We start from the raw sequence: 24,928 nt of genomic DNA on the forward strand, positions 1-24,928 counted from the left end.
GTTTGGTACTTTAGGTCAGGCAAAAAAATACCTCGGTCAGGCGGCAAAGATGCTGATTGGCATTCCGGACTACGACAACTACGTCGAGCACATGAAGACCAACCATCCCGATAAGCCGTACATGACCTACGAAGAATTCTTCCGCGAGCGCCAGGAAGCCCGCTACGGTAGCGGCGGAAGCAGTTGCTGTTAGAAGGAGAAATGAATGACCCCGATTGCAGTTACCCTACTCACCGGTTTTCTTGGCGCGGGTAAAACCACCCTGCTGCGCCATATTCTCAACGAGCAGCACGGCTATAAGATTGCCGTTATCGAAAACGAATTCGGCGAAGTCTCGGTGGACGATCAGCTGATTGGCGACCGCGCCACGCAGATCAAAACCCTGACCAACGGCTGCATTTGCTGTACCCGCTCCAGTGAGCTGGAAGACGCACTGTTAGATCTGCTCGACAACCTCGACAAAGGCGCCATCCATTTCGACCGTTTGGTGATCGAGTGCACCGGCATGGCCGACCCCGGCCCGATTATTCAGACCTTTTTCTCCCATGAAGTGATTTGCGAACGCTACCTGTTGGACGGTGTGATTGCGCTGGTTGACGCGGTACATGCCGACGATCAGATGAACCAGTTCACCATAGCCCAGTCGCAGGTGGGCTACGCTGACCGCATCCTGCTGACCAAAACCGACGTGGCGGGTGAAAGCGAGAAACTGCGTGAGCGCCTGGCGCGCATCAACGCCCGCGCCCCGGTGTATACCGTCACGCATGGTGATATCGACCTCTCCTTGCTGTTCGATACCAACGGTTTCATGCTCGAGGAGAACGTGGTCAGCGCCAAACCGCGCTTCCACTTTATCGCCGATAAGCAAAATGATATCTCCTCGATCGTCGTCGAGCTGGATTACCCGGTAAACATCAGTGACGTGTCGCGGGTAATGGAAAATCTGCTGCTGGAATCCGCCGAGAAGCTGCTGCGCTACAAAGGCATGCTGTGGATTGACGGCGAGCCGAACCGCCTGCTTTTCCAGGGCGTTCAGCGTCTGTACAGCGCCGACTGGGATCGCCCGTGGGGCGACGAACAACCGCACAGCCTGCTGGTGTTTATCGGCATTAACCTGCCGGAAGACGAGATCAGAGCCGCGTTTGCGGGATTGAAGAAGTAAACAGCCGCTCCCTTTTATTTGTGAAAGGGAGCAAATATCTCTGAAACAAATATCTCGCATCACGCTTTCTGTTTGTAATATTGTCTGTTAATGTCATTACCCATGATGAATTCATGTTTTTATTAATATCTCTCGGAATATTAATTTAACATATTTATATAATTTTCATGAATTGGTAGGCGTAACATGGCAATCATTATTCCCACAATAAGCAGTTGTAGCGAGAAAATTACTGCCGGCGAAAAAAGACTGGCAAGACTTCTTGAGGGGGGACTCAGCGAACAGTGTACCTGCTGGTATGACACCCGAATGGGAGACAAGCAAGAGCATCCGGATTTTGTAATTCTAACCCCCGATAAAGGTTTGTTATTTATAGAAGTAAAAGACTGGTTTATTACAAAAATTAAATCTGCCAACAAATCACATATTCATTATGAAACTAAAGACGGCATTCAACCGTTCAAGAATCCACTCGAACAGGTTCGTCAATATACCTTTCACACTATCAATAGCCTAAAAAAAGATCCGCTGCTTCGCCAGCAACAAGGTGATTATGAAGGCAGCTTTATTATGCCGTATGGATTTGGTGTTTATTTGAGCAATATCACCCGAGCACAGCTAGAAAAGAGTTTTCCACCCGAAGCGATAAATGAACTATTCCCAGCCAGCCAGGTTATTTGCAAAGACGAACTCAGCGAGTTTATGACCAAGGAACAAATCTCTGCCCGGCTCGAATCCCTTCTCAGACATAACTACGCTCATCACACTACACCACAGCAACTCGACCGTATCCGATGGCATCTATATCCCGATGTACGCATTAACGCATCCGTTACGCAGGTTGATCTGAACAATTTTACGTTCCACACCCCCGATGTGGTTTGCATGATGGACAGGAACCAGGAACAACTCGCCAGAAGCATGGGTGCAGGACACCGTGTTATTCATGGCGTGGCAGGATCCGGTAAAACGCTCATTTTGCACCACCGTTGTATTGAGCTTGCCAACAATATTGAAAACACCAAGCCGATCCTGGTGATTTGCTACAACATCACGCTGGCCAAAAAACTCAAATCACAGCTTGAGCAGCACACTTTAAGACTTCCCGTCGAAGTCATCCATTTTCATGCCTGGTGTTATCAACAGTTAAATACACATCATTGTCTTCCGCCGAAAAGCAAAAACTTTATTGAGCTGATGGAAAATGCACTGACGGTGGCATTTGAAGAGGGGATTATAAAACCGGAGCAATATAGCGCAGTCCTAATAGACGAGGGACACGATTTTAAACCGGAGTGGCTGAGAATACTCGCACGTATGCCAGACAACAAAGATAACTCCCTTCTTTTCCTCTACGATGACGCCCAGTCTATCTACCAGAAAAAGAAAGCCCTCGACTTCACACTCTCTAGTGTCAATATTAAGGCCCTCGGCCGCACTACGATCCTGAATACCAACTATCGTAATACCCGGCAAATACTCCATTTTGCCAGCAACATTGCCTTTAATTATCTCAATAATCACATTGAAGAGGCGCTCAAATACCAGCAACCCGATGCTGGAGGCTTGTCCGGCACTTACCCGGCACTGGCCAGCTTTGATAATCAGGACGAGGAGATTACTCACGTGCTCGATTGGGTGACAAAGCAGCGACAACAAGGTATTGCATGGTCAGAGATCGCCATACTGTGCCCTTCAACATACAGCATTTCGGGGATGCTGGGGCCACGTCTCGCGGCGCGTAGCATCCCCTACCAAATGATTGTGACCAGCGATGACAAAAAGCACTGGTCGCCGCAAAATGATCTCCTTTGTGTAATGCCTTTACCAAGCAGTAAGGGGCTTGAATTTCACTCAGTGGCTATTATGGATGCCGCAAAGGAAAGGGATGAGGAAGATCTGAGTGACGACATCAAGCGTCTGTATGTCGGATTTACCCGCGCGCGCCAGAATCTTTTGGTGACAATGCACGGAACAGGGAGCTTGCGCGACCATCTTATCAACACCTACGAAAATAGCGCAAAGGTGATCTAACGGAGCCACGCCAGGAATCCGTAAACATTCCCTCTCCCTACAGCGGAGAGGGGCGAATCCTATTTCAACACGCCCTGCTGCGTTACAACCCACTGTTCACTGGTGGTAATCGGTTTGTCATCTCGGCATGATGCCGCAGGTGTTCCACTAATTTGACAGCTGCGGTTATTTTAGCGGAGAACCGCAGCAGAAATAACCTCGCAGATGCCCGGTGGCGCTACACTTATCGGGCCTGGAAATTCTGCTTCCCGTAGACCGGATCAGGCACAGCCGCTATCCGGCACTCACAGTCCCTGCATATTCTGACTATTTCTTGTTTTGCTCGCGCAGCATCGCTTCGCGCAAAATGGCATTGAGACGCGTCTGGTAACCCTTCCCGGGGCGCTTCAGCCATTCCATCACATCGGCATCAATGCGCACCGACGCCTGCGTTTTTAACGGACGAAAAAACTTACCGCGAATGGCCTCTGACCACTGCTTATCTTCGGTCACGGGAATGTCGCTGTAATCGATATCATCGTCCGGTTTATTCGCCAGCGCCTTCAGTTCAGCCTCATGCTGAGCACTCAGCGCGGATACGCTGCCGCGTTTATGTTTAACTATGCTCATAACGATTCCTCTCTTTACGATCTGCCTTTCTGGCGCTGATGATACGAATGACTTCAAAGCGACTTTCAAACCTAACGCTATGGGCAACCAGAATAACCACAATGCCATGAACGAGACCAATGGTCTGCCAGCGATACTCACCGTTCTCATACCGCTCCTGCCGCGACAGATGTTGGGGATCGTCGAAAACCAATATTGCGTCCTCAAAGCGAACACCATGTTTACGGTGGTTACTTTGTGCCTTGTTTGCATCCCACTCAAACTCCATTGGCATGTTCTTTCCCTAATTGTATATACAAAAGTGTATATACAATTATCTTACGATTATAGCGAAATTGTTGGAAATAACATCACATTTTGCTTTTAATAGAGTGAAGTTAGTAGGCCGGATAAGGCGCAGCCGCCATCCGGCACTGGCAGTTTTCATTCCGATAAGTGATTCATCCCATGGAATTTTTCATCTGGTATGGCAAGCTATTGCCATTGCACTCGTTAAGGGACCAACGTGAAAAAGTACAAAGTGATTACCCCGCTTTTTCCAACTTATGATCAGACCCGAGCCATGATGAATGCCGTGGCTGGATGTTCAGTCAAAGCGGTGCGTAATATGATCACCGCCATTCAGGAGCAAACGGGTACGCCACAAAACCCGGTTGACTGGTCAGAGCCGGATAACTGGATTAAAGAACGGCTCAGCGGCGAAGATGCCAAAATAGCCTGGCAGATCTGGAAGATGGATAACCATATTCTCAACCCCCGCCACAGCTATGGCTGCTACATGTTTATCAATAACCCTTTGTTCGATCTTATGCAGACCCACGAAGACGGCGGCTGGTACCCCAGCGAACAGGGGCGATTATTTCTGGATAACGATGAAGCCACACTGCGTAAACTCGACGATACAGAAGGCATGTTGCAACTACTGGAACTGCTCGCCGGCCGGGAGCAGGCCAGACGCGCTGATCTTCTACCCGAGTGGCAGGCATTCTTACATCAGCACTCAAAATTTGCCTCCCCCAGTTCAGTCAAAACTACGCTCTACGCCCGGCTGTACAACCTGGTCGAGCGCGATCTGGTAGCCCGTGAAGGGATGAGCTACAAAATTACCGAGGCTGGTCGAAAATGGCTCGGTAAGGCACTGCCTGAACGTCGAACCGATCCACGTAAGGAGTTGCTGGATGCGGTAAAACGCTATAACCAGCAGCAAAAAGAGCTATTGCGCGACCAGCTCTCCACCATGAATCCGTACAAATTTGAACATCTGGTGGCTCAGCTACTTGAAACAATGGGTTACGAGCAGGTTGAAGTGACCAAAGCCTCCGGCGATAAAGGCGTGGATGTGATTGGTAAGGTTCAGGTGGGCATCACCACCATTACCGAAGTGGTGCAGGTAAAACGGATGCAGAACACCATCACGCGCCCGTATATCGATCAGCTACGCGGCGCACTTCCCTACCACAAAGCCATTCGCGGCACGCTGATCACTACCGGCAAGTTTGCCGCCAAATGCGCGGAAGCAGCGCTGTTCCCAGGCGCCGCGCCGATTACCTTAATCGACGGCGATCGCCTGCTGGAGCTGTTGATTGAAAACAACGTCGGCATTCGACGCAGCAACGCAGTGGAATTGCTGGATGTGGATTTACAGCTGTTTGATGAGCTGGAGATTGAATAACGTGCCAGACGCTGTAGCACAGCCATTTCTGTTCATGGCTTGCATAACAATATTGTGTAAAATCAGAGCAATCCCATTATCGGTAGAGAACGGACATGGCTGACCTGAACCTGAGTACCCTGACGGAAGCAGACATCATCACCAAACGCGTAATGCCCGCCATCCTTGACGCTGGCTGGAACGACACAACGCAAATCAGACAAGAGGTCAAACTCCGGGACGGCAAGGTCATCGTACGCGGCAAAGTCGCGTTATCCGGATTACACGCATGTTCCGACAATTATTATGAAAGGCCAGTGGCTGGAGGCAGCCGGTTTCACCACCGGCTGCAAATTCGATGCCAGAGTGATACCCGGCTGCATTGTGCTGACGGCCAAGCTGCCGGAGCCGGAAGAACTAGCGTTATTACATTCGCTGCGTCGGGTGTGCAAGCTGTCCGCACGTAAGCAACTAAGCAACAGTAGGTGCAGGAGTTTATCGACGTAATTTCGGCGAAACCTGTCAGGCAGAAATAACCGCCCGGATGCCAGACAGCGCTCATGAGTATAAGCCCCGTGTATTGATTGTAACATCATTTTATCCGGAGCCGTTTACTCAAGACCCTAAGCGATAATCCCAATCATCATAGTGGACTATATTCCCATCATGATAGTGCCAGGTAATCTTCTTGTAACGGAGCTGAGCAAGTTCAAGATGGGTCTGTTTTTCGTAATAAGGATCTTTAACATCGTGCATCAGTGAAAAAAGCGTAACGACTTTCACATTTTCCAGGGTTATCGTAAAATAGACCTCTTCCTGACCAGCATAATTTATTCGATAGAGGTCAATAACAGCTTTCCTTAATGTTTCTCCGGTACTTAATGATTTGTACAAAAGCACACTAGAAGCATCAATTTCCTTTTCAATTAAAAATGGACGATGTTGGCGTTTATTCAACACCCTCCCATTATGCAAATCAGAGTTGTAGCTCACATTATGATACAGACCTAAAATCTCGATCTGATTTTCACGGTCTTTTACCATCACACTACCTTTGATAATATTACCAGCATCATCGATTAATGACATATACCCGGGGATAGCCATTTATAAATCCTTGTTAAATGGAATAGAATTCTCAACACTATTGATCATAACCGCAATACACCGCTTCCCTTCTGTCGTTTTGACCTTATACATTTCCCTGATGGAATTAACAAATAGCTTATTCATTTCTTCTTCTGACTCAGGGTAAGAGGTAAATGCGCATATCTGCTCAATATTCAGCAATGGTCTGTTATCGTTGAGGATAGCCAGAACACCGACTGGGTTATGTGGAATGGCTTCAGAGACCGCCCCCTGTAAATCTTCCGCCGTACTGGCATCAACTCCGGATTCAAGAGCACTTGCTACCGTTAACCAGTCATTATTACCTTTGCTAATTTCAGGAATAATATGGTTCCACCATTCTGACTCACTGCCATCATAAAGTTCGTGTACAACGGTATTTGCTCCTTTTTCATTTATCATCTGTAGAAGCTGTGCTGCAGTATGCACTGCAGCACAGGGAGCACCCGAAAGAATAAATAGAAAGGAGATAAAAATAAATTTCATTATCTTACCACCAAAATTGTGTCACCCGAATCGTAAATGGTTTGGCGCTTATCTTGTCCATTCATAATTATACATCCTGCAGATGCCGTTCCCGGTGGCTGCCCTTTTTTATCACCATGAATTTCGAAATGATCTCTGCCAAAAGTATTTGTCCCTGCAATAGGTTCGAGGATAATAGCGGAGGGACTTTTATGATTATTCCATCCAGCAATAAAATAAACGCCTCGTGGAATGGGGCCCTTGTTACGTATGTGTTCACAGTTCGGTTTATCCTTTGATTCACCAGCACCACTGTAGCAATAAGCAATTAATTTACCGTTATGGCTCAGTATACCTGTCGATACTTTATATTCCCATGTCATATGATTTACATCCTTTAAAATATAATAATTATGCTTATCATATTTAATTGTAAAATTAAATATGTTCATAAAGTCACAATTATTAAAATTCAAAATATTTATAATTCATACATCTTTATTTCTCGAACCAATAAATCGTATTCTGAATAATTAGATAACGGGGAAGCAGCAGGCAATCTGAAAACACCCGGTGGCACGACGCTTACCGGGTCTACAAATTCTGCGTCTCATAGGCCGGATAAGGCGCAGCCGCCATCCGGCATTCACTCCCCACTCACTCGGTAATCACAAACCGCGTCGCGGTAAAGCAGTTCAAAACCCGGTGTACCAGAAATACCATCGTTAGCGTTGCCACCAGCGCGACGGTAACAGAGGTGATGCGGTATAAATCGCTGAACACCAGATCGCTGTCCGGATGCAGGTTCTGGCCGAACTTAATCCCGATGGTGGTGATACTGGCAAAACCCACCCCCGCGCCGACTTTTTCCATTACGTGCAGGCGGGCGCTGAACGCCAGCCCGAGGCCGATCAGCGGCATCATCAGCAGCATATGGTTGCTGAAATCATAGATAAGCAGTTGCACCAACAGAATATACAGGCAGGCCTGCACCACGCCGACCACGCGCCAGAGCGAGCTCAACACCGCGCCGCGATAGTGCATAGGAAACAGGATCAAAATGCCCGCCATCAGTGCCGACAGCGAATCGCTCAAATCACAGATCTGGAAGATAACAAAAATCATCGTCGCCACCGTACCGGAAAGCAGCGACTCGTGGCGCACCCGGGTGGCATCTTTCTCAATGCGCGGCGGTAGCTGGCGGGGTTCCACGTCCGGGATCAGATAATGCAGCAGCGCACTCAGCGCCACCGCCATGATGCAGGCTTCCATATTGGAGAACATCAGCGTGTGCCAGTTGGTGGTGGGATAGCTCATAAAGTTGAGCATCGTGCTCTGGCACACCACGCCCATCGAACCAAGCAGAAACAGCGGTCCTTTGCTCATCAAGCGAAAACGCATCACATACAGGCCAAACACCACCAGCGTCATAATCAGCGGCCACTGTGAGAGATAGCCGACGATTAGCACCATTTCGACACAGTTCACCGCCGCGCTGAACACGAACTGTTTTGCCACATGGCGGTTGAACACCGGCACCAGCGACAGCAGCATCAGCGGATAAACCACAAAAAATACGCCGTACTGTACGTTGTAGAAGGTCGAGATACTCAGTGCTATCGTCCCGGCAACGGAGATACGCAAGGTCTGGCGAAAATCATTGGCGGTGTAGACAATGTTCCCGTGCGGCGTAAAGACGTGGGCCAGAGTGTTAATAGACATAATGCAGCCAGCTGACGAGGTGGATCTGCGCCCCGGCAAAGGTACGGGCGAACATCCCCTCGCTGTTATACAGCTGCACCGTGGCGCGCGCCCCGGTCGGTAACGGCGTGTCGAGCGGTTCATTCAGTGCAACGTGAATGCGCATACGCTGGGCATCGCGCACCCAGCGGGTGGACTGTTCCGGTTGCGACAGCAGACCGTTAACCTGTTCCTGACCCGCCAGAATACCGGCATCGCTGCTGGTGACGCGGGCAGAGAAAACTTTGCCCGGCAAGGCGTCGAACACCACGGCGGCATCGGTATCTACCCGAGTGTGGCGCAGGCTTTTCTCTCGAAAGTCGGCCACGATATCGGTCTGATGGCTGACCAGCGCCAGCAGCGGCGTGGCTGCGGTAGCGTAAAGTCCGGGACTAAGCTGAAGGTTACTCACCGTACCGTCGGTCTGTGCATACACTTTGCTCCAGCTGACGTTCAGTTGCGCCTCTTCCAGCGCATTACGGTATTTTTGCAGCGTCACGTTACGCTTGTCATCGAGCTCGCCGCGCTGGATCAGCAGGTTCTGAATGCTGGCATTAAGCGCCGCCACCGACTGCTCGCTGGTTTGCCAGGCGGTACGCACCTTGTCGAGATCGGATTGCGACACGTTCTGCATGGTGGCCAGGCGCTGATAGCGGTCAAAGGTGGTCTTATCGTTACGGGCGCTGAATTGCGCGGTACGCAGGTTGGCGCGCGCGGAGGCTATCTGCGCATCCAACTGTTGATTGCTCAACTTCGCCTGCTCAAGGGCGATTTGCGCAGCCTCGACCTTATTGATAAACGGCGTAGGATCCAGTTCGTACAGCAAATCGCCCTTCTTCACCAGGCTATTATTGTGTACATGCACCAGCGCGACGTAACCGGATACGCGTGAGGAAACGGGCGTTACCACGCGCATCACCGTGGAGTCCAGCGTCAGCGGGATCCAGATATCGGCAACGATAAACCAGGCGAATATTACCAGGAAAGCGGCAATACTCACCCTTACCCAACGGGCAAATTTTTGTTCTGGGGTCATCATAGTTTTTAGTGTTGATTGTCTTCTTCGCGGATTGTCCGCAAATTGCAGGCGAGTTGAATTAAGGTCGCGCTGAATAAGGCAAGCTCCGCTTCAGGAATGGTGCAGGTGACGCGATGTTGATATGTCTCAATCACCCGGTTAAGTTCTTCAAGCCTTGAGCGGCCTTGCGCGGTCAGCGTTAGCAGACGGATGCGTTTGTCATAAGGCGATGTGGAACGCAGCAGATAGCCCTGCTTTTCCAGCTGCGAAAGGGTGCGCATTAGCGGCGGCAGTTCAATGCCCTGTATTTGTGCCAGTTCACTGACCGAGACGTTGTCTCCCAGTTGATACAGTTGCATCAGTACCGTCCAGCTTGACTGCGTCAGGCCAGTATCAGTGATGGCAGCATCAATAATGGCTCGCCACTGGCGCACCACCATTGCCATGCGCATCCCCATCGGACGGCGGGCAAACAGTTCATCTTCCGTCATCTTACTTTCCCCTCATCGCTGAGAAGAAAATAATACTTATCAGGGTAGTATCAAGAAACAGGCTATCCAGAAGCATGGATTGATAAATAATGTGAATATAAAAGAGGCCGGGGCGATAACCCCCAGCCTCTGTCGATGGAAGAAAATCACTCAACCTGATCGCGTCGCAGCCCGACGTCCCGCAGCCGCTCATTACTCATCTGTTGCAGTACGCGCCGCGTTTGCGCCCGTAACCGCCACGCCTTATATGCCCGCCAGATCAGAACAAACCCAATAAATGGCTGCTTTGCTTTATTCTCATGAAATTCCATACCTTGCCTCCCCGCCTTGTCTGAGGCTTTATCTTCACGGATTTGGCCCTAAGCAATACAGACTCACAAAGTACTTTTATTTAACATACAGATTGGTTAAAAAGAGTTCTGCATCGCTTTTTTCACGCCAATCTGTACTGGTTTTTTAATCTGTATGGTACCCATGAGGGATACAGCATGACGCGTTATCAACATCTGGCCAATCTGCTGGCCGAACGCATTGAGCAGGGGTTGTATCGCCATGGCGAAAAACTGCCTTCGGTACGTAACCTGAGTCAGGAGCACGGGGTCAGTATCAGCACCGTCCAGCAGGCGTATCAGATGCTGGAACAGCGGCAACTGATCACCCCGCAGCCGCGTTCCGGTTATTTTGTCGCGCCGCAAAAAGCGCTGCCGCCCGTACCGCCGATGTCACGCCCGGTGCAGCGTCCGGTCGAGATAACGCAGTGGGATCTGGTGCTGGATATGCTAAAAGGGCATAGCGATAAATCTGTGATCCCCTTCAGCAGCGGCGCGCCAGATGTCAGTCAACCGAGCCTGAAACCGCTCTGGCGCGAACTCAGCCGCGTAGTGCAGCATAACCTGAAGGCAGTGCTGGGGTACGACAAGCTTCCCGGCAGCCAGGATCTGCGCCAGCAGATCGCCCGTCTGATGCTGGACAGCGGTTCACTCCTCAACGCCGATGATATTGTGATAACCAACGGGAGCCAGAGCGGAATGTCGCTGGCGCTGCTGGCGGTTTGTCAGCCAGGGGACATTGTCGCCGTTGAATCCCCCACCTACTACGGCACAATGCAGCTACTGCGCGGTCTGGGGATCAAGGTGATTGAGATCCCAACCGATCCGGATACCGGGATCAGCATTGAAGCGCTGGAGCTGGCGCTGGATCAGTGGCCGATCAAAGGCGTGCTGCTGGTTCCCAACTGCAACAACCCTCTCGGGTTCATTATGCCGGATGCGCGTAAGCGGGCGGTGCTCGCCCTCGCCCAGCGTCACGACATCGTCATTTTTGAAGATGATGTGTATGGCGAACTGGCCACAGAGTATCCGCGCCCGCGTACGATCCACTCCTGGGACAGTGACGGCCGGGTAATACTCTGCAGTTCGTTTACCAAATCCGTAGCCCCCGGACTGCGCGTGGGTTGGGTGGTTCCCGGTCGCTATTACAACAAACTGCTACACATGAAGTACGCCGTCATTGGTACTAACGTTCCCGCTACGCAGTTGGCAGCAGCCTCCTTTGTGCGCGAAGGTCATTACCATCGGCATATCCGGCGTATGCGCCAGATTTATCAGCGTAATATGGAGATCTACACCTGCTGGGTACGAGAATATTTTCCCTGCGGGATCTGCGTCACTCGACCGAAAGGCGGCTTTATGCTGTGGGTCGAGCTGCCGCTCCAGGTCGATATGGTCTGCGTCGCTAAGCAGCTCTGTCGCCTGAAAATCCAGGTCGCACCGGGATCGCTGTTCTCCGCATCCGGAAAGTATCGCAACTGCGTACGCATCAACTGCGCGTTGCCGCCAAACGAGAAGCATCAGGAAGTGATGCAAAAGCTCGGCGAGGCGGTAAAGATGGCGATAGAGTAAACCGGACCGCCCGGTGATTTCGGCCAGACGATTATGCGATTTAACTCATATCTAATGACTTAAACCCTGAATATCTTCTGCGGAAAGCCGGGTAATTTTTTGTACCGTGCAGATATCAATACCGTCTGCCAGCATGGTGCGGGCAATACGGAGCGCCTCATCACGTCGCCCTTCCTGTAACCCTTCCAGCCTGCCTTTTTGTAGCCCTGCCTCATGCAATCTGTCGGCGATCGTCATCAAATGCTCCTTATACTGCGGTGAACGTTCGGCAACCTCACGAATAAACTCACTGAATCGAGGCGCATCGCCAGTTCGTAAAATATAATTAAACAGCGTCTTTATCTGGCTGTCATTAGTCAGTCCGGTAAGTAGCAGGGAAACAATTTGCTCGACCAGCCCCATAAGGTCGCGCTGACGAATATGTTTTTGGATTAACTCCAGCAGCGCCATACGTCGATGCTGCACAATTTCGTCATCCGGGATAACCGTAATATCCACCAGCGGAAACGCCACAGCATACAGCTGACGAGCCAGCTTCGGGTTGGCAAACTCGTCCAACCAGCATAGGGAATAAGGATATGGGCTTTTCGCACCGTGATAGAACAACATCGGCACCACCAGCGGTAATTGCTGATGCCCGGCATCTAAATGCTTCTGCATGGCCGCTACCGCGTAACGCATCAACCTGAATGCCATATGCGCATCCGGTGTGCTTTGGTGTTCAATCACCACATAAACATAGCCATCACCTTCCGTCGTTTTCACGGACCACAACACATCGGAATAGTGCGCACGTAAATCCTCTTCAATGAAACTATCCGGCTTGAGTTTCAGCGTCTGAAAATCGCAAAGTTCGCGCAGCGAAGCGGGAAGATGTATTTGTAGAAAATCCCGAGCTGTATCAGGGTGGCGCAAAAACGTTTTAAAGACCGCATCATGCGGGGTGGAAGTCGGTGCTTTGTTCATGGCGATCCATCACCTGGAAATAAGATGCCGTGACTGTAGCGCTGGTAAACCACACCTTCACCTGTAACTTTCTCTCTTTGCGAGACGATTTCCGAGATAAAAACGCCCCTTTGTAACGTCTGCATTTGTCTGGAACGCATCACGCAGAATCACGACCTCAATGCACATTCCCGCGTTTTCACCGCAAGGCCTGTGCTATAACAAATCATCACTTTCATGGAGGACACGATGTGACGCATACCCGAGATATTCCACAATCGTTCTGGCGTGATGAGCAACTGCCGTGGCTGGAGCTTCGGAGCACCTGGCAAAGTCAGCAGGCCTATAAGCGCCATTACCACTCTCAGCTCTCGATTGGGGCAATTCTCGAGGGAGGAACCTGCTGCCTGTGCGATGACAAGGAATACCATCTGAAGGTGGGCGATCTCATTGTGATCCCACCACTGGCACCTCACAGCTGTAATCCCGTCAACGGGCAATTTCGCAGCTATCACATGCTTTATCTTGATGCCCGGTGGTGTCTTACCCATCTGCCTGCGCTGAACAGCAATCAACGGCTTTGCACGCGCACTCCTGTTATCCGCGATCCGCAATTATTCCAGTGCTACATGCACCTTGTGGCGCTCATGCCGCAACGGCAAACGACGCAGATAACTGATGCCGCACAAGCATTGCTGCGCTCGCTGCCATTGCAGTCGGTAACACCTGAAAACCTAAGCGTCATCAGCCAGTATCTGCGCGAGCGGTTGCAGTCCAGTCTGCTCTCCCCACCCTCGCTGGATGAGCTGGCAGATGAGTGTCACATGCGTAAAGAAACGCTGATTCGGACCTTTAAGCAGGACACCGGGCTGACGCCGGGAAATTATCTGAACATCATGCGGATTGACTATGCCCGTCAGCGGCTACGGGCCGGGGACGAGATTGTCGATGTCGGCTACCAGAGCGGGTTTGCCGACCAGAGCCATTTCCATCGCACCTTTGTTCGCTACACAGCAGCCACACCGCGCCAGTACGCACTGGGACGATCAATATCAGACAATAATTAGCGTTGCGTCAGGCGTACGCTGATCTCTGTTTCATTTTCTGAGGTCGCTATGTCGCTGCTTGCTGAACTTTTTCCGTCTGCTTTTCCCGCGCTGGCGCTGGCGCATTTTGTTGCACTACTCAGCCCAGGGCCGGACTTCTTTTTACTGGTCGGTTACGCCGTACGTTACCGAATGCGCGGCAGCGCCGGGCTGTGCGTGGGGATCGCCATCGGCAACGGGCTGTATATTCTGCTGGCGATTATTGGTTGGGGGATCCTGCGCCAGCTTCCCCTGCTGTTTACGGTTATTGAGCTGCTGGGCGCGCTCTATTTATTATGGATTGGCAGCCTACTGATACGCAGCCGCCCGCAAACCCTGACCGGAGCAGACGCCCAGTCTACCTGTCCAGGATTTGGCAAACAGCTGCTGCTGGGATTAGGTTCGTCGCTGCTCAACCCAAAAAATGCGCTGTTCTATCTGGCGCTAATGACCGCCCTGCTCGGCCCGTCGGTGACGCTGCTGCAACAAACCATGAGCGGGATCTGGATGACCAGCGTGGTGTTGTTCTGGGATCTGCTGATCGTGATGTTCATCGGCTTACCGCAGATCCAGCGACGGTTAACCAGAGGGATATTGTGGATCGAGCGTATCGCCGGCGGCGTATTGATCGTCTTCGGTTGTGCAATCGCGCTGCGTTTTCTGCAGAGCGTCACTTTCTGATAAGCGTGACGATTTTCTGCAAATAAAGCGGATAAACTCGTTTAATTAATATCCAATCCGCATTACACTTTGGGTGGCTATTATCCATTCAACCAATTCTTCCCGAGGTGCGATGTGCTGATTGTTACCTGTAATCGCTACGTTTTCTGACCCGAGTCTGAAAACGTTTCTCCTGTTTGCGCCTCGCGCAGGCAGCGTTTTTGATTACATGAAATTCAGTACATTTGCAGTCTGCTTTTTTCTGTCATCGGTCTGACGTCTCAAAGACGGTATTGAATTTCGCTATTCCCGTTGAGGGTTTTCTCCCGAAAAGGAGCTGTTTTATGCAACGGATTCTCGCGTTTTTCTCCCAACGCACCACGACGCTATTTTTTCCTGTCGCGTTGATTTTATATGACTTCGCCGCCTATCTGTCGACGGACCTGATCCAGCCAGGCATCATCAATGTGGTGCGTGATTTCAACGCCGACGTCAGCCTGGCCCCCGCTGCGGTGAGCCTCTATCTGGCTGGCGGCATGGCGCTGCAATGGCTGCTGGGACCGCTCTCCGACCGGATTGGCCGTCGACCGGTGCTGATTGCGGGGGCGTTAATTTTTACGCTCGCCTGCGCTGCCACGCTATTGACCACCTCAATGACGCAATTTCTGGTCGCCCGATTTGTACAGGGCACCAGCATCTGCTTTATCGCTACCGTTGGCTATGTCACGGTGCAGGAAGCGTTTGGGCAAACGAAGGCCATAAAGTTAATGGCGATAATCACCTCCATTGTGCTGGTTGCGCCGGTTATCGGCCCGCTCTCCGGCGCAGCGCTGATGCACTTTGTACACTGGAAAGTCCTGTTCGCCATTATCGCCGCCATGGGGCTTATCGCCCTGATAGGGCTAGCGTTAGCAATGCCGGAAACCGTTAAGCGCGGCGCGGTGCCGTTCAGTGCACGCGGCGTACTGCGTGATTTCCGCGACGTTTTCCGCAACCGGGTGTTCTTGTTTGGCGCAGCCACGCTGTCGTTAAGCTATATCCCGATGATGAGCTGGGTGGCGGTCTCGCCGGTGATCCTGATCGACGCTGGCGGTATGAGCACATCAGAGTTCGCCTGGGCGCAGGCACCGGTCTTTGGCGCGGTGATCGTCGCCAATATGGTGGTTGTTCGTTTTGTGAAGGATCCAACCCAGCCACGCTTTATCTGGCGGGCGGCACCCATTCAACTGAGCGGACTGGCGGTGCTGATTGCCGGCAATTTGCTGTGGCCACACGTCTGGCTGTGGTCGGTGCTGGGAACCAGCCTGTATGCGTTTGGCATTGGTATGATCTTTCCGACGCTGTTCCGCTTTACGCTGTTTTCCAACAACTTACCGAAGGGTACGGTCTCGGCGTCGCTGAATATGGTCATCCTGACGGTGATGGCGGTTTCTGTCGAAATCGGACGTTGGCTGTGGTTTAACGGCGGCAGGATTTCGTTTCATCTGCTGGCGGTTGCGGCGGGTATTGCTGTCGTCTTTACCCTGGCAGGCTTACTGAAACGGGTTCGCCAGCATGAAACAACAACGTTAGCCACTGAAAACTAACCTGCCGGATGGCACTGACGCTTATCCGGCCTATGTCGTAGTGATAGGCCGGATAAGGCGCCTGCGCCGCATCCGGCAACCATCACATTATCTTAAGCAATGCGCGCAAACCCTGCTTCCAGATCGGCAATCAGGTCGCCAATATCCTCAAGGCCAATATGCACCCTGACCAGGGTGCCGCTGAAATCCACCTCTCCGGCTGGGCGAATGCTGTTCAGCTCTTCCGGCTGATTCGCCAGAATAAGCGACTCAAATCCACCCCACGAATAGGCCATATGGAACAGCGAGAAGTTATCGAGGAAATTCGCCATCTGCTCGTCGGTCAGTCTCTTTTTCAGCACAAACGAGAACAGGCCTGAGCTTCCGGCAAAGTCACGCTGAAAATACTCGTGCCCCGGGCATTCCGGTAATGCCGGATGATTCACCCGCGCCACTTCCGGCCTTGCCGACAGCCAGCGGGCAATATGGATACTGCTCTCCTGATGCTGCTTAAGACGTACCGCCAGGGTGCGCAATCCACGGCTGCCGTTGTAGGCCGTATCAGCATCCAGAGTTTGTCCCATCAAATAGGAGTTCTCGCGCAGACGATCCCAACAACGCGCGTTGGAGACCGCCGTGCCCAGCATGCCGTCCGAATGACCGATGGTGTACTTCGTTCCCGCCTGAATGGAAATATCCACGCCATATTCCAGCGCTTTGAACAGCACACCCGCCGCCCAGGTGTTGTCGATCATAATGACAATCTCCGGATTAACCGCGCGGATAGCTTTCACCATCCCCGGTACATCCTGGACTTCCATGGTGATCGAACTTGGCGATTCGAGGAATACAACTTTCGTTTCCGGACGCAGAAGATCAACGATACCAGCACCAATCAACGGATCGTAATACGTTGTTTCCACATTGAATTTACTCAGGATCTTATTGCAAAAATCCTGGGTTGGCTCGTAGGCCGCGCCCGTCATCAAAATATGATCGCCACCCTGAACAAACGCCAGAATCGCATTGGTCACCGCCGCAGCGCCGCACGGGTAAAGCGCGCAGCCAACGCCGCCTTCCAGTTCGCTCATTGCCTTCTGGAAGGCAAAGTGGGTGTAGGTTCCGCGACGGCCGTAAAACAGCTCGCCATTTGCGCGATTGGCGGTGGCGAATTTTTTGTCTTTCACGGTATCAAACACCAGCGAAGAAGCGCGCTGGATAACCGGATTCACCGCTCCCTGGGTGTAGCGTTTGTCGCGACCCGCAACAACCAATTGCGTCTCAAGCTTCATTGCGTCTTTCATAACATCTCCTGTTCTTAATCCGTGTGAAACCTATACCACCGCAGCAGTAGAGTTTATTTCAGTGTTGGTCTGCTTTTTTCCAGCGAACCGTTCAACAATCTGCGCCGCATTCAAATCATGGATAACGTTAATCAGTGTGGCAGGCGCATCGGTAATCGTGCCCAGCACTACTAACATCGGGATCGCTTCCATTGGCAGGCCCAGCGTAGTGACGATAAAGATTTCACCGAGGAATGCCCCGCCCGGTACGCCGCCGACGATAATGGCGGAGAGCACCGCAATCAGCATGGTCAGGAAGAAGGTCTCGGTGGTGAACTCCATGCCCAGCACGGAATAGATAAAGACAATTTTCAGCGCGGCAATCATCGCCACGCCACCTTTGTTCAGGTTAACCAGTAGCGGAATGGAGACATCAACGATTTCCGGGTTAATCCCCATCGCCTTACCGGCACGCAGCGTCACCGGGAGAGTCCCCAGCGAAGAGCAAGTCCCCAGCGCAGTCGCAGACGGTTCAATCGCATTACGCCAGAAGGCTTTGACCGCCGGAATACCGCCGCCAATATACGAATAGAGAATTGAGCCAAAAACAAAGTAGACCAGCGTGGCCACCATGAACAGACCGATGGCGCGAGCAAAGGTCAGCAGCAGTGCAGAGTCCTGACTGGCCATAGTGGCAGCGAAATAGCAGCCCAGGCCAATCGGCGCGACCTTCATAATGATCGAAACGATCTTCATGATCACGGTATTGGCATCTTCCAGCAACGACGCAATACGCTTACCGGCCTGATCCGATTGACCAATCGCCACACCAGCAATAATCGCCATCACAATCAGCGCCAGAATATTGGACTTAGAAAACAGTCCGATAAAGTCGCTGGTCGTGATCATGCTGACAAAATCCATCTTACCGCTGCCCGCCTGCACCGACTGCGAAAGATCGATAGTGACGCCCTGCGCCGGGTTATACCATAGCGCCAGCGCAACGATCCCGGCAGCCGGAATAAAGGCCATTGCGATCGAAACAATAAAGATAATCGCCATAATGCGCCCCAGCCTTTTCAGGTCGGTCATACTGGCGATCGAAGACATGACGCTGATCCCCACCAGCGGCACAATAATCATAAATAGCAGATTTAAGAATATCTGGCCGATTGGCTGGAGTTTACTTGCAAACGAGGGGGCATAAATACCTAATAAGCCGCCAATCACCAGAGCAACTAATAAAATAATCGACGATCTGTAGGGTTCGAGTCGTGACCACATAATCGGTACCTTTAGAATAATATTTAATGAGATTAAATTCACAATGTGATGAGTTTCCGTTTCGCCTCCTTTTATTTTGTGACGTAACTCACCTAAGTTGTTATTTTTTCATTTTGCCAGCAAGTTGTTTCCTGTGATTCAATAGTTGCATGTTTAAAACGCGAATGTAACGGCCTATTCGTACCGTTTTTGCAAATCACTTGTGAATAAAAGGAAACTATGAGTACGCCGATTTCACTCAAGCATCTGGAGTTTTTCATTAAAATCGTCGACTGCGGAGGATTGTCAGAAGCCGCGGCGCAGCTCAACGTCTCGCCATCTGCGGTCAGCAAAAGCCTGGCGGCAATGGAAGATACGTTAGGCACGACATTAATTAAACGTACCACCCGCAGTATTACCCTGACCGATGCCGGGCAATATCTCTTTAACCGCGCCAATAAGCTTTTGAAAGAATTCGATGAAACGCTGAATACCACCTCCGGTTATTACCACAGCCCGCAGGGTGAATTACGCATAACCTGCTCAATTGCGTTTGGTTATTCCCGGCTGGTGAACCTGGTGGATAAATATCGTTCCCAGTTCCCAGATGTGAATCTGTATATCGATCTCAACGATAACTTCGTGAATCTGAACGAAACGGATTTCGACATCGCCCTGCGAATCTCCACCGCACCACCGCAGAACTACGCAATGCGCAAGCTGGTGCCTGTCCGCTGGGCATACTGCGCCTCACCCGGCTACCTTGCCAAAAAAGGCATGCCCCAGCGTCGTAGCGATCTGGTCAATCATGATTGCCTGGTTTACCCAGGTCTCACGCCAGTGCTGAAGGTGGCGGATGAACAGGATCGTCTGCATCAGTTAAAACTGCATATGCCTATCCAGGCCAACAGCAGTCTGGTATTGCTGAAATCGGTGTTAGAAGATCAGGGAGTGGCGTATTTGCCCACCTATCTGATTGGCGATCATATTCAAAAAGAAGAGATAACGCCGCTGATGCTCGACGGCACCATCACCTGCGAAACCCACGCCCTGTATGCGCTCTATTTTCCCAGTAAGTACAGCAATCCGAAGGTGCGATCGTTTATCGATTTTCTGGTGGCGGAACTCGGCCCCTTACCCGCCTGGGACAACTGGATCCCGGAGTAAGCTTTGCTCGCCTGAAAATGGGAGGCGCTCCACATTTTTTGCGCGATCCCCCCGTCTGGCTCTATCCTTAAGCCTATGAATAAAATTGCTGAACTCAAACGCGCCAAGCGACTGGCGCTCTCATTGCTGCTGATTGCCGCCGCTACCTTCGTCATCACGCTGTTTCTGCCGCCTAACTTCTGGGTGCTCGGGATCAAAGCGATCGCCGAAGCGGCGATGGTCGGCGCGCTGGCGGACTGGTTCGCCGTGGTGGCGCTTTTTCGACGGGTACCAATCCCGTTTATCTCGCAACATACGGCGATTATCCCGCGCAATAAGGATCGGATCGGGGAGAATCTTGGTCAGTTTGTGCAGGAAAAATTTCTCGACACCCAGTCCCTGATCGCCCTGATCCGCCGCCATGAACCGGCGTTGTTGATCGGTAACTGGTTCAGCCAACCGGAAAACGCCCAGCGAATTGGCCAGCATCTGCTGCAGATCATGAGCGGTTTTCTCGAACTCACCGACGACACCCGCATTCAGCGGCTGATCAAGCGGGCGGTGCACAAAGCCATCGACAAGGTCGATCTCTCCGGTACCAGCGCGCTGATGCTGGAAAGCATGACCAAAAACAATCGCCATCAGGTGTTGCTCGACACATTGATCGCCCAACTTATCGCCCTGCTCCAGCGCGACAGCTCGCGGGCGTTTATCGCCCGACAGATCGTGCACTGGCTGGAGACCGAGCATCCGCTGAAAGCGAAGATCCTGCCGACTGAATGGCTGGGCGAGCACAGCGCCGAACTGGTGTCTGATGCCGTTAATTCCTTACTGGATGACATCAGCCACGATCGGGCGCATCAGATCCGCCACGCCTTCGACCGCGCCACGTTTAAGCTAATCGATAAGCTCAAACACGATCCGGAGATGGCCGTGCGGGCCGAAAGCATGAAAAACTATCTGAAGGAAGACGAAGCCTTCAACCGTTATCTTGGCGAACTGTGGGCAGACCTGCGCCAGTGGGTGAAAACCGACATTAACGCTGACGATTCGCGCGTGAAGCAGCGCATCGCCAGCGCCGGACAGTGGTTCGGCGAAACACTGGTTGCCGACAGCGCCCTGCGCGCCTCACTGAATGGGCATCTGGAGCAGGCCGCGTATAAAGTTGCGCCGGAGTTCGCCACCTTCCTGACGCGCCACATCAGCGACACGGTGAAAAGCTGGGATGCGCGCGATATGTCGCAGCAAATTGAGCTAAACATCGGCAAAGATTTACAGTTTATCCGCATCAACGGCACGCTGGTCGGCGGTTCTATTGGGCTGGTGTTATATCTGTTGTCGCAAATTCCTTCCCTGCTGACGCTGGCGAATTTTTAAGGAGAAAGTAAAATCCCTGTTTTTATTTTACTTTTCATTATCATTTGCACATGTAATATAACAATTATCAAACTAACAGCGTGAAATGAGAGTCCGTATGTCCCAGGGAAGCCCCGATTCAAATCGTCATGCCATCAGCGTCGCGCTCTTTGGCATGCTGGTCTTAACGCTGGGCATGGGAATTGGACGCTTTCTGTATACGCCGATGCTCCCGGTACTGCTGTCGGAAGGTCAGTTTACGTTTGACCAGCTCTCCTGGATTGCCAGCGCCAACTACGCCGGATATCTGGCGGGAAGCCTGCTCTTCTCCTTCGGGCTCTTCCATCTTCCCTCACGTTTACGCCCGATGTTGTTAACTTCTGCGCTCGCTACCGCAGGGTTGATTCTGGCAATGGCAAGCGTTAAGCAGCCCACGCTGGTGATGCTGATCCGTTTTCTGGCAGGCGTCGCCAGTGCCGGTATGATGATTTTTGGTTCGATGATCGTCCTGCATCATACCCGGCATCCCTTCGTGATCGCCGCATTGTTCTCCGGCGTTGGCGCAGGCATTTTGCTGGGCAATGAATATGTCATCAGCGGTCTGCATTTTGCGCTGTCATCACACACGCTCTGGCTGGGGGCAGCGGCAGCCTCCGCGCTGTTCTTTGTGCTACTCGTTATGCTCCTGCCATCTCGCGACCATGCGCTTCCCGCCGCCACACCGGTAAAAACAGAGCATCAGCCTATGTCCTGGTGGCTGCTGGCGCTACTGTATGGGTTGGCCGGATTTGGCTACATCATTGTCGCTACATACCTGCCACTGATGGCGAAAAGTGCCGGGTCGCCGCTGCTGACGGCCCATCTCTGGTCGTTGGTCGGCATATCGATTATTCCGGGTTGTTTCGCCTGGCTGTGGGCTGCCCGACGCTGGGGGGTATTGCAATGCCTGACGGCGAATTTACTGATCCAAAGTGCCTGCGTGGTCATGACGCTCGCCAGCGACTCCTTGCCGCTGCTGGTGATAAGCAGCGTGGGTTTTGGCGCAACGTTTATGGGGACCACTTCGCTGGTCATGCCGCTCGCCCGTCAACTTAGCGTACCGCGCAATATTAATCTGCTGGGCCTGGTCACCCTGACTTACGGTATTGGGCAAATACTCGGGCCGCTCTTAACCAGCCTGCTAGGAAGCGGCGCTCAAGCGATCGTTAATGCCACGCTATGCGGTGCCGTCGCCTTGTTTATTGCGGCACTGATCAGCCTCACACAATTATACAAACAGCGTTTCGCCTCCCCCAAAAGGGTATAATCGACAACCTTATAAACAGGTATCTTAGGATTAGTCCGCAATCAAATGTCAACATTTAATAAACCACAAATAATCAGCAATTACCCGCCAGACAATTTATAATTCCCGGCTGTTCATTTATAAACTCAATTTAAAATGCGTAAAAATGGACATATTAACTCAGCATCAACACTATCTTCGGGAAAAGTACATGTCATGGTTTAAAAAAATACTACTGGGGTTAATTATTTTGGTGGGTTTAATTGGCACGCTAAAGGATTATAAAGACTTTGGCCTGTTTGGCGCGTTAGGATTGTTTCTTATATTCCTGTTAACAACAACATTTTTATGGCAATGGGCCTCTGGCAGGTTACCAGAGATAACCCAGCTTCAGGCCGTATTTATTTTACTGGCCAGCGCGGTAGCCTCAATTTTTGTTATCAATATGGCAATTGCCGGAAATTTGCATGTGGATTTAATGGAGGTCATGTACGTTACCATTACGCATAATCCACTTTTTTACCTGATTCTCTGCGTGGTCGCATGGGTAAAAGTGGGCATCTGGCAATGGCTGTTTAGCGGTGTACAGGTGAAAGAGAGTCAGCCAGTTTAAACACGGCAGAGGTAAAAAAGGCGTCTTAACTAAGACGCCTTTTATGCTAGTACAACAAATTAGAATTGATAGGTCAGACCTGCAACAACCTGGTTGTCGTCGTCTTTGCCATCGAGCAGGTTAATTTTGTAACCCACATCAGCCACGATGTTTTTGTTGAAGTAGTAATCCGTGCCCAACGCTACGTATTCAGTCAGGTCATTATTGTTGTTGTCACGCGCGTGAACGTAACCCACGTTCGGACGCAGACCAAAATCAAACACATACGCAGCCATTGCTTCAAAGTGCTCAGCTTTATCCGCATCCTGAATCAGGTTGTGGGACTCACCGTACATGGTCGCGACGTAGATGGCATTAGCATCATATTTCAGACCCGCGCCCCAGAACTCTGCGTTTTCGCCATCCCATTTACCGTCTTTATTGCCTTTCTTTTGGGCTGCTGTGATTGAACTATTTGTGTAGGTCGCAATAGCAGACACGCCGGAATCCGCAATGTTGTCATAGCCCAGGGAGAAGCCGTAGCCGTTACCGTGCTGCTTAGTCAAATTAGGTTTTGTCGGGTCTTCCGAGTTGGCATCACCTTTACCCTGGTATTGCGCACCAATGTTCAGACCATCAACGGCTCCAAAGAGATTTTTGGTGCGGAGTGTTGCAACGCCAGAAGTACGTGAAGTAAGGAAGCGGTCAGCATCTTCAAAAGAGTCGCCGCCGAACTCTGAAAGAGTGTCAGTGTAAGCTCCCACGTCGTAAGCAATACCGTAGTTACGACCGTAGTCAAAGCTAACGTCATGGCCATAATCCAGGCCAGCAAACGCCAGACGTGTATTGACGCCATTCTGAGAACCTTCTGCTTTAGAGGCATCAAACTGACTTTCAAATTGGCCATAACCGGTCAGTTGATCGTTGATTTGTGTCTCACCGCGAAAACCCAGACGCGCGTATGTACCGTCGGCATCGGTGCCGCCAGTCCAGGAATGGACCGCTTTTACTTTGCCGTACAGATCCAGTTTGTTGCCATCTTTATTATAAATTTCCGCTGCATGAACGGAGGTTACCCCTAATACCATTACAGCTAATGCCATTGCTGACTTTTTCATGTTATTACTCACTTTTAATTGTGAATTTTGCTATCAACTTTGTTATGAAGGCAGAATACCCGCATAAAAAAGCCCCCTATGGAAAAGGGGAAAACCTCTAACACACCAATGAAGGTAATAATAAAGTGGCAAGACACATATCATTTTGGGTTAAATAAAACCCGAACAGAGAGTAATTACTTGGATTCTTCGCTTACGCTCTCATTAACAGAGCGATATAACATTATTGCTTCGGCAATAATATCTTGTTTACTTTTACGGGTTTCAAATGCCAGCGTACGAACATATTCCCACAGAGAGGTATCGACACGGGCACTTAAAAGAACCATATCTTTTGAACGGGTACCCCTGGCCTTTCTAATATCGGGGTAATCTCGAGAGGGCATTATCATCTCCTGAACGCAAACACGCTTATGGCGATGAAATATGCA

The 24,928-nt window shown here is 51.2% G+C and carries 26 protein-coding genes and 2 pseudogenes; 14 read left to right on the plus strand and 14 right to left on the minus strand.

Annotated elements, in window-relative coordinates:
- The 3 genes from FDW87_RS16695 to FDW87_RS16705 all read left to right on the plus strand — a co-directional run.
- Nucleotides 1–193, plus strand: a 193-nt coding sequence (locus FDW87_RS16695; RefSeq protein WP_137380001.1) for a YbdD/YjiX family protein, incomplete at its 5' end; no start/stop codon positions are given.
- A 12-nt stretch (nucleotides 194–205) separates the two neighbouring features.
- On the plus strand, nucleotides 206–1,162 hold the full coding sequence (gene yjiA, locus FDW87_RS16700; protein ID WP_049269952.1) for a GTPase: 957 nt from the start codon (nucleotides 206–208) through the stop codon (nucleotides 1,160–1,162).
- 186 nt (nucleotides 1,163–1,348) lie between these two features.
- Nucleotides 1,349–3,196 carry a 3'-5' exonuclease gene (locus FDW87_RS16705; protein WP_016155615.1) on the plus strand — a complete coding sequence of 616 codons (1,848 nt, stop codon included), beginning with the start codon at nucleotides 1,349–1,351 and terminating at the stop codon, nucleotides 3,194–3,196.
- A 306-nt stretch (nucleotides 3,197–3,502) separates the two neighbouring features.
- Here the strand turns inward: FDW87_RS16705 and FDW87_RS16710 are convergent, their stop codons facing one another.
- Together FDW87_RS16710 and FDW87_RS16715 are read right to left on the minus strand one after the other, a co-directional pair.
- Nucleotides 3,503–3,805 (minus strand): BrnA antitoxin family protein, encoded by a 303-nt coding sequence (locus FDW87_RS16710; RefSeq protein WP_016155614.1) that lies wholly within the window; start codon nucleotides 3,803–3,805, stop codon nucleotides 3,503–3,505.
- Nucleotides 3,792–4,079 carry a BrnT family toxin gene (locus FDW87_RS16715; RefSeq protein ID WP_049269953.1) on the minus strand — a complete coding sequence of 96 codons (288 nt, stop codon included), beginning with the start codon at nucleotides 4,077–4,079 and terminating at the stop codon, nucleotides 3,792–3,794. The genes FDW87_RS16710 and FDW87_RS16715 overlap by 14 nt, the downstream gene beginning before the upstream one ends.
- A gap of 231 nt (nucleotides 4,080–4,310) precedes the next feature.
- On the opposite strand from FDW87_RS16715, the gene FDW87_RS16720 reads away from it, so the two are divergent.
- From FDW87_RS16720 to FDW87_RS16725, 3 genes and pseudogenes are all read left to right on the plus strand, one after another.
- A complete protein-coding gene (locus tag FDW87_RS16720; protein WP_019078303.1) occupies nucleotides 4,311–5,477 on the plus strand; it encodes a restriction endonuclease in 1,167 nt (388 codons plus the stop codon).
- Between the two features lie 95 nt (nucleotides 5,478–5,572).
- Nucleotides 5,573–5,728 (plus strand): annotated as a pseudogene (locus FDW87_RS22890) (type I restriction endonuclease subunit R); the annotation flags it as partial.
- A pseudogene (locus FDW87_RS16725) lies at nucleotides 5,709–5,992 on the plus strand (SymE family type I addiction module toxin); the annotation flags it as partial. The pseudogenes FDW87_RS22890 and FDW87_RS16725, both read left to right, overlap by 20 nt.
- A gap of 79 nt (nucleotides 5,993–6,071) precedes the next feature.
- Here FDW87_RS16725 and tssD read toward each other — a convergent pair.
- From tssD to FDW87_RS16760, 7 genes are all read right to left on the minus strand, one after another.
- Nucleotides 6,072–6,563: a type VI secretion system tube protein TssD gene (gene tssD / locus FDW87_RS16730; protein WP_016151575.1), complete on the minus strand. Its 492-nt coding sequence runs from the start codon at nucleotides 6,561–6,563 to the stop codon at nucleotides 6,072–6,074.
- Nucleotides 6,564–7,070 (minus strand): hypothetical protein, encoded by a 507-nt coding sequence (locus tag FDW87_RS16735; protein WP_047414535.1) that lies wholly within the window; start codon nucleotides 7,068–7,070, stop codon nucleotides 6,564–6,566.
- Entirely contained in the window at nucleotides 7,070–7,501 is a 432-nt protein-coding gene (locus tag FDW87_RS16740; RefSeq protein WP_223952673.1) for a tlde1 domain-containing protein, read from the minus strand. Before FDW87_RS16740 ends, FDW87_RS16735 begins: the two co-directional genes overlap by 1 nt.
- Before the next feature lie 205 nt (nucleotides 7,502–7,706).
- Complete coding sequence (locus FDW87_RS16745; protein WP_137379961.1) at nucleotides 7,707–8,771, minus strand: DUF2955 domain-containing protein; 1,065 nt, start codon at nucleotides 8,769–8,771, stop codon at nucleotides 7,707–7,709.
- Nucleotides 8,761–9,828, minus strand: a complete 1,068-nt coding sequence (locus FDW87_RS16750; RefSeq protein ID WP_049269957.1) for an HlyD family secretion protein — start codon at nucleotides 9,826–9,828, stop codon at nucleotides 8,761–8,763. The genes FDW87_RS16745 and FDW87_RS16750 overlap by 11 nt, the downstream gene beginning before the upstream one ends.
- A gap of 5 nt (nucleotides 9,829–9,833) precedes the next feature.
- A complete protein-coding gene (locus tag FDW87_RS16755; protein ID WP_049269958.1) occupies nucleotides 9,834–10,298 on the minus strand; it encodes a MarR family transcriptional regulator in 465 nt (154 codons plus the stop codon).
- A 146-nt stretch (nucleotides 10,299–10,444) separates the two neighbouring features.
- Nucleotides 10,445–10,609, minus strand: coding sequence for a DUF1127 domain-containing protein (locus FDW87_RS16760; protein WP_016155606.1), 165 nt, complete (start codon nucleotides 10,607–10,609; stop codon nucleotides 10,445–10,447).
- A gap of 177 nt (nucleotides 10,610–10,786) precedes the next feature.
- On the opposite strand from FDW87_RS16760, the gene FDW87_RS16765 reads away from it, so the two are divergent.
- The gene (locus tag FDW87_RS16765) at nucleotides 10,787–12,199 is read left to right on the plus strand and encodes a PLP-dependent aminotransferase family protein (RefSeq protein ID WP_047414541.1); all 1,413 of its coding nucleotides are present in this window, start codon (nucleotides 10,787–10,789) and stop codon (nucleotides 12,197–12,199) included.
- Nucleotides 12,200–12,250: 51 nt separating this feature from the next.
- Here the strand turns inward: FDW87_RS16765 and FDW87_RS16770 are convergent, their stop codons facing one another.
- Nucleotides 12,251–13,165 carry an Rpn family recombination-promoting nuclease/putative transposase gene (locus FDW87_RS16770; protein WP_049269961.1) on the minus strand — a complete coding sequence of 305 codons (915 nt, stop codon included), beginning with the start codon at nucleotides 13,163–13,165 and terminating at the stop codon, nucleotides 12,251–12,253.
- 230 nt (nucleotides 13,166–13,395) lie between these two features.
- On the opposite strand from FDW87_RS16770, the gene FDW87_RS16780 reads away from it, so the two are divergent.
- The 3 genes from FDW87_RS16780 (at nucleotide 13,396) to mdtM (ending at nucleotide 16,475) form a co-directional block, all read left to right on the plus strand.
- Nucleotides 13,396–14,211: an AraC family transcriptional regulator gene (locus FDW87_RS16780; protein ID WP_049269964.1), complete on the plus strand. Its 816-nt coding sequence runs from the start codon at nucleotides 13,396–13,398 to the stop codon at nucleotides 14,209–14,211.
- A gap of 48 nt (nucleotides 14,212–14,259) precedes the next feature.
- Nucleotides 14,260–14,910, plus strand: coding sequence for a LysE family translocator (locus FDW87_RS16785; RefSeq protein WP_047358393.1), 651 nt, complete (start codon nucleotides 14,260–14,262; stop codon nucleotides 14,908–14,910).
- 323 nt (nucleotides 14,911–15,233) lie between these two features.
- Complete coding sequence (gene mdtM / locus FDW87_RS16790; RefSeq protein WP_016151565.1) at nucleotides 15,234–16,475, plus strand: multidrug efflux MFS transporter MdtM; 1,242 nt, start codon at nucleotides 15,234–15,236, stop codon at nucleotides 16,473–16,475.
- A 92-nt stretch (nucleotides 16,476–16,567) separates the two neighbouring features.
- Here mdtM and metC read toward each other — a convergent pair whose 3' ends face one another.
- Together metC and FDW87_RS16800 are read right to left on the minus strand one after the other, a co-directional pair.
- The gene (gene metC / locus FDW87_RS16795) at nucleotides 16,568–17,758 is read right to left on the minus strand and encodes a cystathionine beta-lyase (RefSeq protein ID WP_016155600.1); all 1,191 of its coding nucleotides are present in this window, start codon (nucleotides 17,756–17,758) and stop codon (nucleotides 16,568–16,570) included.
- Nucleotides 17,759–17,788: 30 nt separating this feature from the next.
- Nucleotides 17,789–19,021 (minus strand): dicarboxylate/amino acid:cation symporter, encoded by a 1,233-nt coding sequence (locus tag FDW87_RS16800; protein ID WP_003019196.1) that lies wholly within the window; start codon nucleotides 19,019–19,021, stop codon nucleotides 17,789–17,791.
- A gap of 219 nt (nucleotides 19,022–19,240) precedes the next feature.
- Between FDW87_RS16800 and FDW87_RS16805 the strand changes: the two genes are divergently transcribed.
- The 4 genes from FDW87_RS16805 (at nucleotide 19,241) to FDW87_RS16820 (ending at nucleotide 23,400) form a co-directional block, all read left to right on the plus strand.
- Complete coding sequence (locus tag FDW87_RS16805; RefSeq protein WP_016151563.1) at nucleotides 19,241–20,167, plus strand: LysR family transcriptional regulator; 927 nt, start codon at nucleotides 19,241–19,243, stop codon at nucleotides 20,165–20,167.
- 75 nt (nucleotides 20,168–20,242) lie between these two features.
- On the plus strand, nucleotides 20,243–21,523 hold the full coding sequence (locus FDW87_RS16810; protein WP_049269969.1) for a DUF445 domain-containing protein: 1,281 nt from the start codon (nucleotides 20,243–20,245) through the stop codon (nucleotides 21,521–21,523).
- Nucleotides 21,524–21,620: 97 nt separating this feature from the next.
- Nucleotides 21,621–22,808: an MFS transporter gene (locus tag FDW87_RS16815; protein WP_049269971.1), complete on the plus strand. Its 1,188-nt coding sequence runs from the start codon at nucleotides 21,621–21,623 to the stop codon at nucleotides 22,806–22,808.
- A 190-nt stretch (nucleotides 22,809–22,998) separates the two neighbouring features.
- Complete coding sequence (locus tag FDW87_RS16820) at nucleotides 22,999–23,400, plus strand: hypothetical protein (protein ID WP_049269974.1); 402 nt, start codon at nucleotides 22,999–23,001, stop codon at nucleotides 23,398–23,400.
- A 59-nt stretch (nucleotides 23,401–23,459) separates the two neighbouring features.
- On the opposite strand, the gene FDW87_RS16825 is transcribed toward FDW87_RS16820, so the two are convergent.
- Nucleotides 23,460–24,497 carry a porin gene (locus FDW87_RS16825; protein WP_047414552.1) on the minus strand — a complete coding sequence of 346 codons (1,038 nt, stop codon included), beginning with the start codon at nucleotides 24,495–24,497 and terminating at the stop codon, nucleotides 23,460–23,462.
- 176 nt (nucleotides 24,498–24,673) lie between these two features.
- Nucleotides 24,674–24,883, minus strand: a complete 210-nt coding sequence (locus tag FDW87_RS16830) for a hypothetical protein (RefSeq protein WP_047358398.1) — start codon at nucleotides 24,881–24,883, stop codon at nucleotides 24,674–24,676.
- Between the last annotated feature and the right edge of the window lie 45 nt (nucleotides 24,884–24,928).

Origin of the sequence: Citrobacter sp. wls826, assembly GCF_005281245.1 — a bacterium.
Lineage (GTDB): Bacteria > Pseudomonadota > Gammaproteobacteria > Enterobacterales > Enterobacteriaceae > Citrobacter > Citrobacter braakii.